Below are 13,639 nucleotides of genomic sequence, written 5' to 3'. Positions count from 1 at the left end.
CATAAAATCAGTACCCCGTCAGGTGAGCGCCCCACCCTGGCGGCACTGTGCAAAACGCAGAATATCTTCTGCCAACCGCTGAGCGGTATCTACATCAGCCTGACTGCGGTTGACCAGCATTCGGCTGAGACAACCTTCCAGCACCAGCTCCATCTGCCTTGCAACCATCGCCGGATCGTCAATTTCCAGCGTGGTCAGTAGCTCATGGGTAAAATCATGTGCCGCGCGTTTTTGTTGATTAGCCAGTTGGTGAATAGGATGGGTTGGGTCGGGATAAAACGTACAGGCGGCAATGAACAAGCAACCAGGATAACGGTTATTACTGACACATTCCGAGAGCGCGCTGTAGCGTGCCAGTAGCTTTTGTTCAGCAGAAAGCGTCTCATCAAGAAGAAGCTGGCGTCGCCAGATATCTACCTGCTGACTCAGATAACGTAGCGCGTCATATAAAATGGCTTCTTTATCTGGCCAGAAACGCTGTAATGTGTCGAGTGGGCGATTTACGCGCTCCGCCACCATTTCCAGCGTAGTATCGGCTATCCCTTGCGTCTCCAGTAATTTCAGGGCTTCTCCCAGAATATCTTCACGTTGCACGGTATTCTCCTCCGTCTTTGCTTTTGCAAGTGTCGCTCACGGTTGGCGATCGTGCAAATGCGCGCTAAAGGTGGCGGCGTCCATAAAGCCGGTGACTCGCGCTTGCGGCTGTTCCTGGCCTTGGGCATCAAAGAACAGAATGGTGGGCAGCCCGAGGACTTGCAGATGCTTTAACAGCGCGACATCCTGCGCATTGTTAGCGGTGACGTTAGCCTGCAAGAGCACCGTGTCGCCGAGCGCCTGCTGGACCCGCGGATCGCTGAAGGTATACTTTTCAAACTCTTTACAGGCCACGCACCAGTCGGCGTAGAAATCCAGCATAACGGGTTTGCCTTTGGCCTGCGCCAGCGCCTGATTGAGTTCGTCCACGGTAGAAATAGCCGTGAAATTGAGGTGCGCTGGAGCTTGCGCGGATGGCGATCCGAACGCCCAATCCTGTAGAGGCCGTACGCTAATGAGCGCAGCCGCCAGCAGGATAATCTGTACGATACGCATCCACGCTCGTCTGGCCTGAAGGCTGGTGATAAAGGCCCAACCAAAGAAAGCGACGCCCAGCAGCGACCACAGACGTAAACCCCAAGCCTCGCCAATAATCCGCTCCAGTAAAAAGACCGGTAACGCGAGGATCACGAAACCAAAAGCGGTTTTGACATGCGCCATCCACGGGCCGCTTTTCGGTAGCAGGCGGTTGCCAAACACGGTGACCAGCATTAGCGGCAGACCCATACCTAATGCATACAAATACAGCGTACCGCCGCCCAGCCACATGTTTCCGCTCTGAGCGATATAAAGCAGGATCGCGCTTAACGGCGCTGTAGTGCAGGGCGAGCAAATTAATCCGGCAATCGCCCCCATAACAAAAACACCGCCGGGCGAGCCGCCTTGCTGACGATTACTCATTAATGTCAGCCGGGTTTGCAGTGAGGAGGGGAGCTGTAGTGTGAACAGGCCAAACATCGACAACGCAAGCAGGGTGAACACGATGGCAAGGCCGATTAACACATAAGGGTGCTGCAGCGCCGCCTGAAACTGTAATCCCGCCGCGGCGACGACCAGACCCAGTGCGGTATAGGTCAGCGCCATCCCTTGAACATAGATAAAGGCCAGCAGCAGTGCGCGCCCCGTCGACAAACGTTGACTTCCCCCCAGGACAATACCGGAAATCAGCGGATACATGGGTAAAACGCAGGGCGTAAAGGCGATGCCGATGCCGATCAGCAGCGCCCAGATCGCGGAAAAAGGTAGCTGGGCGGCGGGTTTTGACGTCTCACCCGTCTGGGTGACAGCAGGCGTCGGCGTGGCGTCTATTGCCGCGGCGACTTCACTTAGCGGCACCGTTTTCGTTTCCGGCGGATAACAGAATCCCGCATCGGCGCACCCCTGGTACGTTACCGTTAATGTCGCGCCAGCCGCCGCCTGGTTAACCGTTACCGGAACGTTTAGCCGCTTACGGTAGATTTCGCTTTTTCCGTAGAATTCATCTTCATGCCAGACGCCTGCCGGGAGTTGGACTGCGGCGATATCCGCTTTCGTTGGCGTGATGCTGATTTGTTTACGGTAAAGGTAGTAACCCTCTTTTACCTGCCAGGAGAGGGTAAGATCGTGTTGATTTTGCTGAAAATCAAAAACAAACGCCCGGTCGGCAGGGACGAACTGCGAGCGACCCGGCGCGTCGAATAATCCGGCGAAGGCGGATGTGCTGCACAGCAGCAGGATCAGCGTAAAGATGCGTTGAGCCATGAGAGGTAATCAGTATCTCCGTGAGTAACAGGTAAAACCAGAAGTTCAGGCGTTTGATACGGGTGATGAGACTTCAGGCAGTCGATAAGCGCTTGCTGATGTGAAACGGTGGTCTTTAAGATCATTTGAACTTCATACTCCTGCTCCAGTTTGCCTTCCCAGTAGTACAGCGATGTCGCGCCGGGGAGGAGGGTGGCGCAGGCGGCCAGTTTTTCCGCCAGCACTTTGGCGGCCAGATCCTGGGCGGTAGCTTCATCCGGGGCGGTACAAAGCACCACAACGGCCTCGGGGATGGAAATATCCTGACTCTTAACATCAAGCATAAACACCTCGAAAGAACAAAAAGACCCGCAAGTGAACGGTCACTATACAACGGACGAGGGCAGGATGTTAGTCAAAGGGCGGGAGAATGCGGGGCGTGATACGCCCCGCGGGTGAAACACTTACAGCATAAAGCTGCCCAGCAGGAAGCCGAAGCAGACAGCCAGAACGACGCCCAGGGTGCCTGGGATGAAGAACGGGTGGTTAAAGACGAATTTACCGATACGGGTTGTACCGGTGTCATCCATCTGTACCGCCGCAACCAGAGTCGGGTAGGTCGGCAGAATGAACAGGCCGGAAACGGCGGCGAAGGAAGCGACTGCCGTCAGCGGAGAGACGTTCAGCGCCAGCGCCATCGGCATCAGCGCTTTCGCCGTTGCCGCCTGAGAGTAGAGCAGCGCGGAAGCAAAGAAGAAGATGACGGCCAGCAGCCACGGATGACCCTGGATGACGCTACCCGCAGTGTCTTTGATCCAGTCGATGTTAGCGGATACGAAGGTATCGCCCAGCCACGCCACGCCCAGAATACAGATACAGGCGCTCATCCCTGCTTTAAAGGTGCTGGAGTTGAGGATGGCGTCAGTTTCCACTTTACACAGGATGGTGGTCAGCGTTGCGACGCTCAACATGATGATCAAAATAGCGTTGGTGGTGTTCATCAGCGGTTTTTCAACCAGGCCGAGGCTCGGACTGTTGACAATCGCATAAACAACCACGCAGATAACGCCCAGCAGGAACAGCCAGACGGAATTTTTTGCCATCGGTTTGATTTCAATCTGCTTTTCACCACGCAGTTCAATCAGCCCTTCTTCCAGACGCTTGCGGTAAATCGGGTCGTCCGACAATTTGGAGTTGAACAGCATCGTGACCAGGAAGGACATCACCAGCACCGCCAGCAGCGTAGAGGGGATAACCACGGACAGCAGGTGAATGTAGCTAATGCCATGACCTTCCATAACAGAAGACATATACACCACGGCCGCAGAAATCGGCGAGGCGGTAATCGCAATCTGCGCGGATACCACGGCGGTCGAGAGCGGACGGCAAGGTTTGATTCCCTGCTCCTTCGCGACTTCAGCAATAACCGGCAGCGTTGCCAGGGAAATGTTCCCGGTACCAGCAAAAATAGTCAGGAAATAGGTCACAATCGGTGCGAGGATAGTGATGTATTTCGGGTTCTTACGCAGCAGTTTTTCCGTCTGGTTTACCAAATAATCCAGACCGCCCGCGACCTGCATAGCAGAGATCGCGGCGATAACCGCCATGATGATGGAAATGACATCGAATGGAATTGTCCCTGGCTTCACGCCGATGGCGGCAAGTACCAGAACACCCAGCCCACCTGCGAATCCAATACCGATGCCCCCAAGTCTGGCGCCCAAAAAGATTGCCAGCAAAACAATGATAAGTTCGACAACTATCATATTAGCCTTCCTTGTTGTTTAACAAGTTGATATTAAATTGTTGTTATTTGGTAACTTCTTGTAAGAAAAAAGGCACGTCATCGTGACGTGCCTCTTTGGTACTACCCTGTACGATTACTGTTCGCTTTCATCAGTATAACGTTTAGCTTTATAAGCCGGGTGCATCAAGTTCTGTACGGAGAAAATATCGTCCAGCTCGGCTTCCGTTAACAGGCCGCGCTCCAGCACAACTTCACGTACGCTCTTACCGGTTTCAGCACAGATTTTACCGACGATGTCGCCGTTGTGGTGGCCGATGAACGGGTTGAGGTAAGTGACGATACCGATGGAGTTATAAACGTACCCTTCGCACACTTCTTTATTCGCGGTAATGCCGTTAACGCATTTTTCCAGCAGGTTGTAGCACGCGTTGCTCAGAATGTGGATGGATTCGAACATCGCCTGACCGATAACCGGCTCCATAACGTTCAACTGCAACTGACCGGCTTCCGCCGCCATCGTAACGGTGGTGTCGTTACCGATGACTTTAAAGCATACCTGGTTTACGACTTCTGGTACAACCGGGTTCACTTTGGCTGGCATGATGGAAGAGCCCGCCTGCAGTTCCGGCAGGTTGATCTCGTTCAGGCCGGCACGAGGACCAGAAGAGAGCAAGCGCAGGTCGTTACAGATTTTGGACATCTTCACTGCCAGACGTTTCAGCGCGCTGTGAACCATAACATACGCGCCACAGTCAGATGTCGCCTCAATCAGATCCTCAGCCGGAACACAGGCAAAACCAGTGACTTCAGCCAGTTTTTTCACCGCCAGCGGAGAGTATTCTTTCGGCGTGTTCAGACCGGTACCGATTGCCGTTGCGCCAAGGTTGACTTCCAGCAGCAGCTCAGCAGTACGCTCGATGCTTTTCACTTCTTCTTTCAGCAGGATGCTGAACGCACGGAATTCTTGACCAAGCGTCATCGGTACGGCGTCCTGCAACTGGGTACGACCCATTTTCAGGATGTCCTGGAATTCAACCGCTTTACGTTCGAAACCTTCACGCAACTGGTTGATGGCATCGATCAGTTTGACGATAGAGGCGTAAACCGCTACACGGAAGCCTGTCGGATAGGCGTCGTTAGTGGATTGACATTTATTCACGTGGTCGTTCGGGTTCAGGTACTGATATTCACCTTTCTGATGACCCATCAGTTCCAGCCCGATGTTGGCCAGCACTTCGTTGGTATTCATGTTGACGGAAGTGCCCGCGCCGCCCTGGTAGACATCTACCGGGAACTGGTCCATGCACTTACCGTTGTTAAGGACTTCATCACATGCGGCAATGATGGCGTTCGCCACACTCTTAGGAATGGTTTGCAGCTCTTTGTTGGCCAGCGCCGCCGCTTTTTTTACCATAACCATGCCACGCACAAATTCAGGGATGTCGCTGATTTTGTTATTGCTAATGTAGAAGTTTTCAATCGCTCTCAGAGTGTGAACACCATAGTAGGCTTCAGCTGGAACTTCCCTGGTACCCAACAGATCTTCTTCGATACGAATGTTGTTTGACATGTGAACCTTCTTTTTCAAGCTGCCAATGATTTTACTTTAAAACACACAGGATATATGTGATTTCGAATGTTTTCTGACCGACGATTATCCCCTCCATCGGCCTGATAAACGAGATCATATGCTGGTTCAGAATTCCTACCGTAATCTGGATCACTTAAAGTGTGGGAATTTACCCCTTATTTATTATTTTGTGAAATAGGTCACCGCTTTAGTATTACTACCTAAAATATGTGTACAAACCACTTGAAATTTTGCTACGCACCACCATATCGAATCGATGCGAATCGCAACCCCATTCAAATGGTCGTCGCAGACGGCCATGACTTACAGGAGAGTCCTTTGCGCTGGATACCCTTTTTAGCTGTCTTTCTCTATGTTTACATTGAGATTTCTATCTTTATCCAGGTCGCCCATGTGCTTGGTGTCCTGATGACGCTAATCCTGGTGATTTTTACGTCTGTTATCGGTATGTCGCTGGTACGTAACCAGGGTTTTAAAAACTTTTTGCTGATGCAACAAAAAATGGCGGCCGGTGAGAGCCCGGCGGCAGAAATGATTAAGAGTGTATCGCTGATCATCGCTGGCTTACTGCTCCTGTTGCCGGGATTTTTCACCGATTTTCTCGGCCTTCTCCTTTTGTTACCGCCAGTGCAAAAACATTTGACGCTGAAGTTGCTGCCGCATTTACGTTTTTCCCGGATGCCGGGCGGCGGGTTTAGCGCAGGTACTGGCGGTGGCGAAACATTTGACGGCGAGTATCAGCGTAAAGATGACGATCGCGATCGTATTGAACATAAAGACGATCGTCGGGATTAAAGGTAGAGACGTTGGTCGGATAAGTCGCGTGAGGCGCTATCCGGCCAGCGGATGCGTCTTACGCCATGCGTTTTCGCTTCGGTAAAAACAGCCATAATGCAGCCAGCATGATAATGGCATATAAGCTTTTCCACCCCAGCATTGCCAGCAATAACAGGCACAGTAGACAACCCGTCACCGCCAGTGCATAACAACGCCCTTTCAACAGTCGACAGCCCGCCAGCATACAAAGCAGATAGAGCATAATAAAAATACCGTTAGCATAGACGATCAGCGCATTGAGGTTAATCTTCAGGGCGTAGACGACCAGGGAACTCACGCAACAACAGACCAGAATAACGTTTAACGCGTGCAAGGGAAGGCGCCCGGGAGAGAGTTGAGCCAGATAGTGATCGGGCTGATATTGCATTTGCGTCCATATCAGACGCGCAAAACTCTGAGCATACACATTCAGGCTGGCAAAGCAGGTGAGATAACCAATAATGCAGGCTACCCACAACGCCTGGATACCGAAGAGATGAACAATAATAAGCGGTAGCGAGGCTGTTGCCGCTATCTTGTCGCTATAGACGCCAAAATGCAGCACCACGGCGGTACAGGTCCAATAAATGGCGCCGGCCAGCATCAGGCCAATGATCAATGCGCGCGGAAAATCACGTTCAGGATTTTTAAATTCAGACGACAAATGCGTAAAAGCCTCAATTCCCACAAATCCCCAGAACATGATCGCCAGGGCGGTACACAGTTGGGAAAAGGTGATTTCGTTTGCGGCTGGGAAGGTGATATCTGCAGGTTTAATCGCGCCTTTCCACAGAATGGCGGCAATAAGCGCGATAATTAATCCAGCGATAATGGCTTGCAGGTTGGCGCTGGAGCTGGCGCCGCGCGATCCCATAAACCATAGTAAACCTAGAGTACCCAGCTCCCCAAATAAGAGCTGTTCGCTTTGCCAGCCAAACAGCGCCTGGCCGAAACCCACCGCAATATGCAAGGCTGCGGGAAAACTAACAGGAATGACTGATAAAAACAGCCAACTGATCACTCGTTGCAGACGCGGGCCAAATGCCATCCCGACAAAATGCGCTACGCCGCCAGCGTGTGGAAAATGACGCCCCAGCACAGCAAAGACAATCGCAATAGGGAAAATCAAAATAATGAGCAGCGGCCATGCCCAAAGGCTGATGTCGCCTGCCGCCAGCGCAGCCAGCTCCGGAAGCGCAAAAACGCCAGTCCCTAATAATGATGTGGTTAACAAGATAACGCCCTGAACCAACCCAAGCTCTTTTTTTAGTTCATTCATCAGCTCATTATCCGGCGGCATTGTAACGTCAGGTGACGACAGGCATTTTTAAGCGTATCACACACGCCTTTTCTTATAGCAGGATGTTCTAAACCTTGGGTAAACGTGAGATAAGTAGCGTTTTTACCGCTTTTTTCGCTCAGAAGAATTTTTTTTCATCTCCCCCCTTGAAGGGGCAAAACCCCATCCCCATCTCTCTGGTCACCAGCCGGGAAACCGTTTACGGGCCGGCGTCACCCATAACTGATAATGACTTTCTCAAAGGAGAGCTATCAATGAGTATTCGTCCGTTACATGATCGTGTGATCGTCAAACGTAAAGAAGTTGAGTCCAAATCTGCTGGCGGCATCGTACTGACCGGTTCCGCAGCGGGTAAATCAACTCGTGGCGAAATCATCGCTGTCGGTAAGGGTCGCATCCTGGACAACGGTACTGTACAGCCGCTGGACGTGAAAGTTGGCGACATCGTTATTTTTAACGATGGCTACGGTGTGAAATCTGAAAAGATCGACAATGAAGAAGTGTTGATCATGTCTGAAAGCGACATTCTGGCAATTGTTGAAGCGTAATCCGCGAACGACACTGAACATACGAATTTAAGGGAAAGAGAAAATGGCAGCTAAAGACGTAAAATTCGGTAACGACGCTCGTGTGAAAATGCTGCGCGGCGTAAACGTACTGGCAGATGCAGTGAAAGTAACCCTCGGTCCGAAAGGCCGTAACGTGGTTCTGGATAAATCTTTCGGTGCGCCGACTATCACTAAAGATGGTGTTTCCGTAGCGCGTGAAATCGAACTGGAAGACAAGTTTGAAAACATGGGCGCGCAGATGGTGAAAGAAGTTGCCTCTAAAGCGAACGACGCTGCAGGCGACGGCACCACCACCGCGACCGTACTGGCGCAGTCCATCATTACCGAAGGCCTGAAAGCCGTTGCAGCGGGCATGAACCCGATGGACCTGAAACGTGGTATCGACAAAGCGGTTGCTGCTGCGGTTGAAGAGCTGAAAGCCCTGTCCGTACCGTGCTCCGACTCTAAAGCGATTGCTCAGGTAGGTACTATCTCCGCTAACTCCGACGAAACCGTAGGTAAACTGATCGCGGAAGCGATGGATAAAGTCGGTAAAGAAGGCGTTATCACCGTTGAAGACGGTACTGGTCTGCAGGACGAACTGGACGTGGTTGAAGGTATGCAGTTTGACCGCGGCTACCTGTCTCCTTACTTCATCAACAAGCCGGAAACTGGCGCAGTAGAACTGGAAAGCCCGTTCATCCTGCTGGCTGATAAGAAAATCTCCAACATCCGCGAAATGCTGCCGGTTCTGGAAGCCGTTGCAAAAGCAGGCAAACCGCTGCTGATCATCGCTGAAGATGTTGAAGGCGAAGCGCTGGCAACTCTGGTTGTTAACACCATGCGTGGCATCGTGAAAGTGGCTGCGGTTAAGGCACCTGGCTTCGGCGATCGTCGTAAGGCGATGCTGCAGGATATCGCTACCCTGACCGGCGGTACCGTAATCTCTGAAGAGATCGGTATGGAGCTGGAAAAAGCAACCCTGGAAGACCTGGGTCAGGCGAAACGCGTTGTGATCAACAAAGACACCACCACCATCATCGATGGCGTGGGTGAAGAAGCTGCAATCCAGGGCCGTGTTGCTCAGATCCGTCAGCAGATTGAAGAAGCGACCTCCGACTACGATCGTGAAAAACTGCAGGAGCGCGTAGCGAAACTGGCAGGCGGCGTTGCGGTAATCAAAGTTGGCGCTGCGACCGAAGTTGAAATGAAAGAGAAGAAAGCCCGCGTTGAAGATGCCCTGCACGCGACCCGTGCTGCGGTAGAAGAAGGCGTGGTTGCCGGTGGTGGCGTTGCGCTGATCCGCGTTGCTTCTAAAATTGCTGACCTGAAAGGCCAGAACGAAGACCAGAACGTGGGTATCAAAGTTGCGCTGCGCGCAATGGAAGCTCCGCTGCGTCAGATCGTGCTGAACTGCGGCGAAGAGCCGTCTGTTGTCGCTAACACCGTTAAAGGCGGCGACGGTAACTACGGTTACAACGCAGCAACTGAAGAATACGGCAACATGATCGATATGGGTATCCTGGACCCAACCAAAGTTACCCGTTCTGCGCTGCAGTACGCGGCTTCTGTGGCTGGTCTGATGATCACTACCGAGTGCATGGTGACCGACCTGCCGAAAAGCGATGCTCCTGATTTAGGCGCTGCTGGCGGCATGGGTGGTATGGGTGGTATGGGCGGCATGATGTAATTGCCCACACCCTGCATCCTTCAGGCTGCAGATGCGTTGGCTAACCCCAGTCACTTACTTGAGTAAGTGACTGGGGATTAACAAACTGGCCGCCTTCCTGCAACCAGAATGATTTGGGTGCTTATCTCCCAGAATTGAGAAACCCTCGGGCAGAAATGACCGGGGGTTTTTCTTTTGGTCATCTTTTTAGTATAAGATTCAGATACGGACAAAACGTCCAGCTCATTGATTATGGGGAATAACATGCACGTGAAATATTTAGCAGGGATCGTTGGCGCCGCGCTGCTGATGGCGGGTTGTAGCTCCAGCAACGAACTCACCGCTGCCGGCCAAAATGTACGCTTTGTCGAAGATAAGCCAGGCGCGGAATGCCAGCTTATTGGTACGGCAACCGGTAAACAGAGTAACTGGTTTTCAGGCCAGCACGGCGAAGAGGGTGGCTCAATGCGTGGCGCAGCGAACGATCTGCGTAATCAGGCGGCCGCGATGGGTGGAAACGTGCTGTATGGCGTAAGTAGTCCGTCGCAGGGCATGTTGTCCAGTTTTGTCCCGACGGCCAGCGAGATGAACGGCCAGGTTTATAAATGTCCGAACTGATATGTCTGAATCGTAACGCCCTCTGAAAGATTCAGAGGGCAATATGGTTAGCGTTTTTCCTGCGATGATGCCATGCGTAGATTATGCAACGCGCGCATGCATTGATCTTGCGTCAGACGCGCTGCTTTACCGGTTCCAAGCGTTCTGACAAAAACCTTACACGGTTTTCCTTCCAGCTTTTTAAGACGCGGGCTGAAATTCAGCAAGCGGCGTGATATCGCTTCAGCTTCTTTAGAGCCTGACTGACTACGGGTCTTAATGATGGTGCCGCAATCATGCGATTGTCCTGCCTCATCCGTATAACGATAAACGAGCGCTAAATAATGGTTATACAGATTATGTTTCCAGTCAGGCTGGTTATAGGTATCGAATTCGATATTACCGTTTTCCAGGCAGTCAGCATCGTATAATGGTAAAAAGTCCAGCATTGAAGAAATACGCAATGCGAGCTCACGCATTTCGGCATTATTAATGGCGTGAATAATAGCCATCACCAGAACTTCAACCTGCCACTCACCGACCTGTAAATCAAGATGGCTACCATTGTGCAGCTTTAACGTAAAAGTTAATACTTTTTCTGTATTATCGCTCAACGCTAAAGATTCAACACGCTGATTAACATCGGCGTTTTCCAGCTCTTCACGGAGTATTGCCGGAATATTCTCATGCATTTTAAGCACATGACTGCTTTTGGCTTTCTGGCGTTTTTCCTGCTCTTGTTCCGGAAGCGAGTGTTGTAAATAAAGCCGGTGTTCAAGGCCGATCAACAAGTCTCGCAGCGCGAGCACAGGAAAGAAAAGCAGTGTTTCTTTATTTCTCAGTGACTTCACCTTAAGCGCCAGCGCGATAAACTTATCATTGTGACGAATAACGCCGGTATTTAGTCCCTTAATCGTTAAGGCCATGTCAATTCTCCACAAATATAAAATAATTAAATGTTTTACTGAAATGTATTTGATATATAAATTGTTTATGCCGCCCTATAAAAAGGAGAACCAGTATAATTCGAAAATGCAGTACACGCTAAGCGAGTCCTAAAACGGACTTTATTGAAAAGAGAGGACCGGAAAGGTGTATTTAACGAAGGTTAGTTTATCCTCGCCAAAGGGTGAGGAGAATCGCGGGGGAATCTCCTCGTGATATTGCGCGGTAATATTTTTCGTCGTCCCTGACGCGCCCGCGAGGATTAGCACTGCCGAAGCTGTAAATCCAGCGGTGTTTTGCTCGGTTCGCCGCCGATTTCACGCGCCAGTCTTGGCACCATATAGCCGGATACCAGCGTGAGCAGTTCGCGCATGATTTGCCGGGCTTCGTCATCGGTGACCATAAAATGCGCGGCGCCCTGCACTTTATCCAGCACATGCAGGTAATAGGGCATCACGCCGGCGTCAAATAGCGCGTTGCTCAGATTCGCCAGCGTTCGCGCGTTATCATTCACGCCACGCAGCAGGACGCTCTGGTTGAGAAGCGTGACGCCCACGTGGCGCAGTTTCTTCATCGCCAGGCAGAACGCCTCGTCCACTTCATTGGCGTGGTTGATATGGTTCACCAACAAAATTTGCAGACGTGACTGGTCAAAGCGGGCGACCAGTTCGTCAGTAATGCGTGCCGGGATGACGATAGGCAACCGGCTGTGGATGCGTAGCCGCTTGACGTGCTTAATGGCTTCCAGTTGCGTGAGCAGCCAGTCCAGCTCATGATCTTTCGCCATCAGCGGATCGCCGCCGGAAAAGATGATTTCATCCAGTTCCGGGTGTGCGGCGATATACTCCAGCGCGACTGTCCAGTTGCGCTTATTGCCTTGATTCTCCGCATACGGGAAGTGACGACGGAAACAGTAGCGGCAATTTACCGCACATCCGCCTTTTACCAGCAATAGCGCCCGGTTTTGGTATTTATGCAATAATCCTGGCACCACGCTGTGTTGCTCTTCCAGCGGGTCGGTGGAGAAACCGGGGGCGACAATAAATTCATCCCGGGACGTCAGCACTTGACGTAAAAGAGGATCGTCAGGGTTGCCCTTCTCCATGCGCGTAATAAAAGCGCGCGGCACGCGGAGGGCAAACAAGCGCCTGGCGTCCTGTCCTGCCCGGAGGTTTTCATCAGCTTCAATCTGTAAAAGATGCAGCAGTTCGTCGGGATTGGTCACAACATCGGCAAGTTGCGCTAACCAATCTTCTCGCAATGGGGTATTTAGGGTTACAATATGCGCCATTTTGTGGCTTAGCTACCAGTTAACAATTTCAGAGGGCCTTATGGCGACTTACTATAGCAACGATTTTCGTTCCGGTCTTAAAATCATGTTGGATGGCGAACCTTATGCGGTTGAATCCAGTGAATTCGTGAAACCGGGTAAAGGCCAGGCGTTTGCCCGCGTTAAGCTGCGCCGTCTGCTGACCGGCACGCGCGTTGAGAAAACCTTCAAATCGACCGATTCCGCAGAAGGCGCGGATGTAGTCGATATGAACCTGACTTACCTGTACAACGACGGTGAGTTCTGGCATTTCATGAACAACGAAACCTTCGAACAGCTGTCTGCAGATGCCAAGGCTATCGGCGACAACGCAAAATGGCTGTTGGATCAGGCGGAATGCATCGTAACCCTGTGGAACGGTCAGCCTATCTCTGTCACTCCGCCGAACTTTGTTGAACTGGAAATTGTTGATACCGACCCAGGTCTGAAGGGCGATACCGCAGGTACTGGCGGCAAACCAGCCACGCTGTCTACTGGCGCAGTGGTTAAAGTTCCGCTGTTCGTGCAGATTGGCGAAGTGATCAAAGTCGATACCCGTTCCGGCGAATACGTATCCCGCGTAAAATAATTTACGTTATCGGGAAAAATGGTGCAGCGTATGCTGCGCCATCCTATTTTTCGTGCCTCAATGATGAAACGCTTTATCGGCCTTGTCGCGCTGGTTCTTCTTACCAGCACATTATTAACGGCATGTAATACCGCCCGCGGCTTCGGCGAAGATATTCAGCATCTTGGCCACGCCATCTCCCGTGCAGCCAGCTAATCGCTTCTCGTCTTCCTAAA

The 13,639-nt window shown here is 51.6% G+C and carries 14 protein-coding genes; 6 read left to right on the top strand and 8 right to left on the bottom strand.

The window, feature by feature from the left end:
- Positions 1 to 18: 18 nt before the first annotated feature.
- The 5 genes from ACLD3P_RS10925 to aspA all read right to left on the bottom strand — a co-directional run bounded on the left by ACLD3P_RS10925 (position 19) and on the right by aspA (position 5,630).
- Positions 19 to 594 carry a transcriptional regulator gene (locus tag ACLD3P_RS10925; protein WP_001188509.1) on the bottom strand — a complete coding sequence of 192 codons (576 nt, stop codon included), beginning with the start codon at positions 592 to 594 and terminating at the stop codon, positions 19 to 21.
- A 36-nt stretch (positions 595 to 630) separates the two neighbouring features.
- On the bottom strand, positions 631 to 2,334 hold the full coding sequence (locus ACLD3P_RS10920; protein ID WP_411006523.1) for a protein-disulfide reductase DsbD: 1,704 nt from the start codon (positions 2,332 to 2,334) through the stop codon (positions 631 to 633).
- Positions 2,310 to 2,657 carry a divalent cation tolerance protein CutA gene (gene cutA / locus ACLD3P_RS10915; RefSeq protein ID WP_000887832.1) on the bottom strand — a complete coding sequence of 116 codons (348 nt, stop codon included), beginning with the start codon at positions 2,655 to 2,657 and terminating at the stop codon, positions 2,310 to 2,312. Before cutA ends, ACLD3P_RS10920 begins: the two co-directional genes overlap by 25 nt.
- 120 nt (positions 2,658 to 2,777) lie before the next feature.
- Complete coding sequence (gene dcuA / locus ACLD3P_RS10910; RefSeq protein WP_000637595.1) at positions 2,778 to 4,079, bottom strand: anaerobic C4-dicarboxylate transporter DcuA; 1,302 nt, start codon at positions 4,077 to 4,079, stop codon at positions 2,778 to 2,780.
- Between the two features lie 114 nt (positions 4,080 to 4,193).
- Positions 4,194 to 5,630 carry an aspartate ammonia-lyase gene (gene aspA, locus ACLD3P_RS10905; protein WP_000069440.1) on the bottom strand — a complete coding sequence of 479 codons (1,437 nt, stop codon included), beginning with the start codon at positions 5,628 to 5,630 and terminating at the stop codon, positions 4,194 to 4,196.
- A gap of 339 nt (positions 5,631 to 5,969) precedes the next feature.
- On the opposite strand from aspA, the gene ACLD3P_RS10900 reads away from it, so the two are divergent.
- Positions 5,970 to 6,446 (top strand): FxsA family protein, encoded by a 477-nt coding sequence (locus tag ACLD3P_RS10900; protein WP_001267291.1) that lies wholly within the window; start codon positions 5,970 to 5,972, stop codon positions 6,444 to 6,446.
- A 58-nt stretch (positions 6,447 to 6,504) separates the two neighbouring features.
- Here ACLD3P_RS10900 and yjeH read toward each other — a convergent pair whose 3' ends face one another.
- Complete coding sequence (gene yjeH, locus ACLD3P_RS10895; RefSeq protein ID WP_411006522.1) at positions 6,505 to 7,746, bottom strand: L-methionine/branched-chain amino acid transporter; 1,242 nt, start codon at positions 7,744 to 7,746, stop codon at positions 6,505 to 6,507.
- A gap of 275 nt (positions 7,747 to 8,021) precedes the next feature.
- On the opposite strand from yjeH, the gene ACLD3P_RS10890 reads away from it, so the two are divergent.
- The 3 genes from ACLD3P_RS10890 to ACLD3P_RS10880 all read left to right on the top strand — a co-directional run bounded on the left by ACLD3P_RS10890 (position 8,022) and on the right by ACLD3P_RS10880 (position 10,602).
- Positions 8,022 to 8,315 (top strand): co-chaperone GroES, encoded by a 294-nt coding sequence (locus ACLD3P_RS10890; RefSeq protein ID WP_000027827.1) that lies wholly within the window; start codon positions 8,022 to 8,024, stop codon positions 8,313 to 8,315.
- A gap of 43 nt (positions 8,316 to 8,358) precedes the next feature.
- On the top strand, positions 8,359 to 10,005 hold the full coding sequence (gene groL / locus ACLD3P_RS10885; RefSeq protein WP_000729126.1) for a chaperonin GroEL: 1,647 nt from the start codon (positions 8,359 to 8,361) through the stop codon (positions 10,003 to 10,005).
- A 243-nt stretch (positions 10,006 to 10,248) separates the two neighbouring features.
- On the top strand, positions 10,249 to 10,602 hold the full coding sequence (locus ACLD3P_RS10880; protein WP_000558210.1) for a DUF4156 domain-containing protein: 354 nt from the start codon (positions 10,249 to 10,251) through the stop codon (positions 10,600 to 10,602).
- A gap of 47 nt (positions 10,603 to 10,649) precedes the next feature.
- Here the strand turns inward: ACLD3P_RS10880 and ACLD3P_RS10875 are convergent, their stop codons facing one another.
- Together ACLD3P_RS10875 and epmB are read right to left on the bottom strand one after the other, a co-directional pair.
- On the bottom strand, positions 10,650 to 11,507 hold the full coding sequence (locus tag ACLD3P_RS10875; RefSeq protein WP_001229227.1) for a YjeJ family protein: 858 nt from the start codon (positions 11,505 to 11,507) through the stop codon (positions 10,650 to 10,652).
- 281 nt (positions 11,508 to 11,788) lie between these two features.
- Complete coding sequence (epmB, locus tag ACLD3P_RS10870) at positions 11,789 to 12,817, bottom strand: EF-P beta-lysylation protein EpmB (protein WP_024797371.1); 1,029 nt, start codon at positions 12,815 to 12,817, stop codon at positions 11,789 to 11,791.
- A gap of 40 nt (positions 12,818 to 12,857) precedes the next feature.
- On the opposite strand from epmB, the gene efp reads away from it, so the two are divergent.
- Together efp and ACLD3P_RS10860 are read left to right on the top strand one after the other, a co-directional pair.
- Positions 12,858 to 13,424 (top strand): elongation factor P, encoded by a 567-nt coding sequence (efp, locus tag ACLD3P_RS10865; RefSeq protein WP_000257282.1) that lies wholly within the window; start codon positions 12,858 to 12,860, stop codon positions 13,422 to 13,424.
- 60 nt (positions 13,425 to 13,484) lie between these two features.
- A complete protein-coding gene (locus tag ACLD3P_RS10860; RefSeq protein WP_000977687.1) occupies positions 13,485 to 13,619 on the top strand; it encodes an entericidin A/B family lipoprotein in 135 nt (44 codons plus the stop codon).
- Positions 13,620 to 13,639 lie beyond the last annotated feature (20 nt).

This window comes from Salmonella sp. 741265073_HBA (assembly GCF_046569105.1).
Lineage (GTDB): Bacteria > Pseudomonadota > Gammaproteobacteria > Enterobacterales > Enterobacteriaceae > Salmonella > Salmonella enterica.
Note: the sequence above shows the minus strand (reverse complement) of the source record. Positions and strands in the feature narration are given on the sequence as shown.

What these genes read in the sequence shown, in the direction of transcription:
- ACLD3P_RS10875 (WP_001229227.1), bottom strand. Translation starts at nt 11,507, where the DNA reads ATGGCCTTAACGATTAAGGGACTAAATACCGGCGTTATTCGTCACAAT.
- dcuA (WP_000637595.1), bottom strand. Translation starts at nt 4,079, where the DNA reads ATGATAGTTGTCGAACTTATCATTGTTTTGCTGGCAATCTTTTTGGGC.
- yjeH (WP_411006522.1), bottom strand. Translation starts at nt 7,746, where the DNA reads ATGAATGAACTAAAAAAAGAGCTTGGGTTGGTTCAGGGCGTTATCTTG.
- ACLD3P_RS10860 (WP_000977687.1), top strand. Translation starts at nt 13,485, where the DNA reads ATGATGAAACGCTTTATCGGCCTTGTCGCGCTGGTTCTTCTTACCAGC.
- cutA (WP_000887832.1), bottom strand. Translation starts at nt 2,657, where the DNA reads ATGCTTGATGTTAAGAGTCAGGATATTTCCATCCCCGAGGCCGTTGTG.
- groL (WP_000729126.1), top strand. Translation starts at nt 8,359, where the DNA reads ATGGCAGCTAAAGACGTAAAATTCGGTAACGACGCTCGTGTGAAAATG.
- aspA (WP_000069440.1), bottom strand. Translation starts at nt 5,630, where the DNA reads ATGTCAAACAACATTCGTATCGAAGAAGATCTGTTGGGTACCAGGGAA.
- ACLD3P_RS10880 (WP_000558210.1), top strand. Translation starts at nt 10,249, where the DNA reads ATGCACGTGAAATATTTAGCAGGGATCGTTGGCGCCGCGCTGCTGATG.
- epmB (WP_024797371.1), bottom strand. Translation starts at nt 12,817, where the DNA reads ATGGCGCATATTGTAACCCTAAATACCCCATTGCGAGAAGATTGGTTA.
- ACLD3P_RS10920 (WP_411006523.1), bottom strand. Translation starts at nt 2,334, where the DNA reads ATGGCTCAACGCATCTTTACGCTGATCCTGCTGCTGTGCAGCACATCC.
- efp (WP_000257282.1), top strand. Translation starts at nt 12,858, where the DNA reads ATGGCGACTTACTATAGCAACGATTTTCGTTCCGGTCTTAAAATCATG.
- ACLD3P_RS10890 (WP_000027827.1), top strand. Translation starts at nt 8,022, where the DNA reads ATGAGTATTCGTCCGTTACATGATCGTGTGATCGTCAAACGTAAAGAA.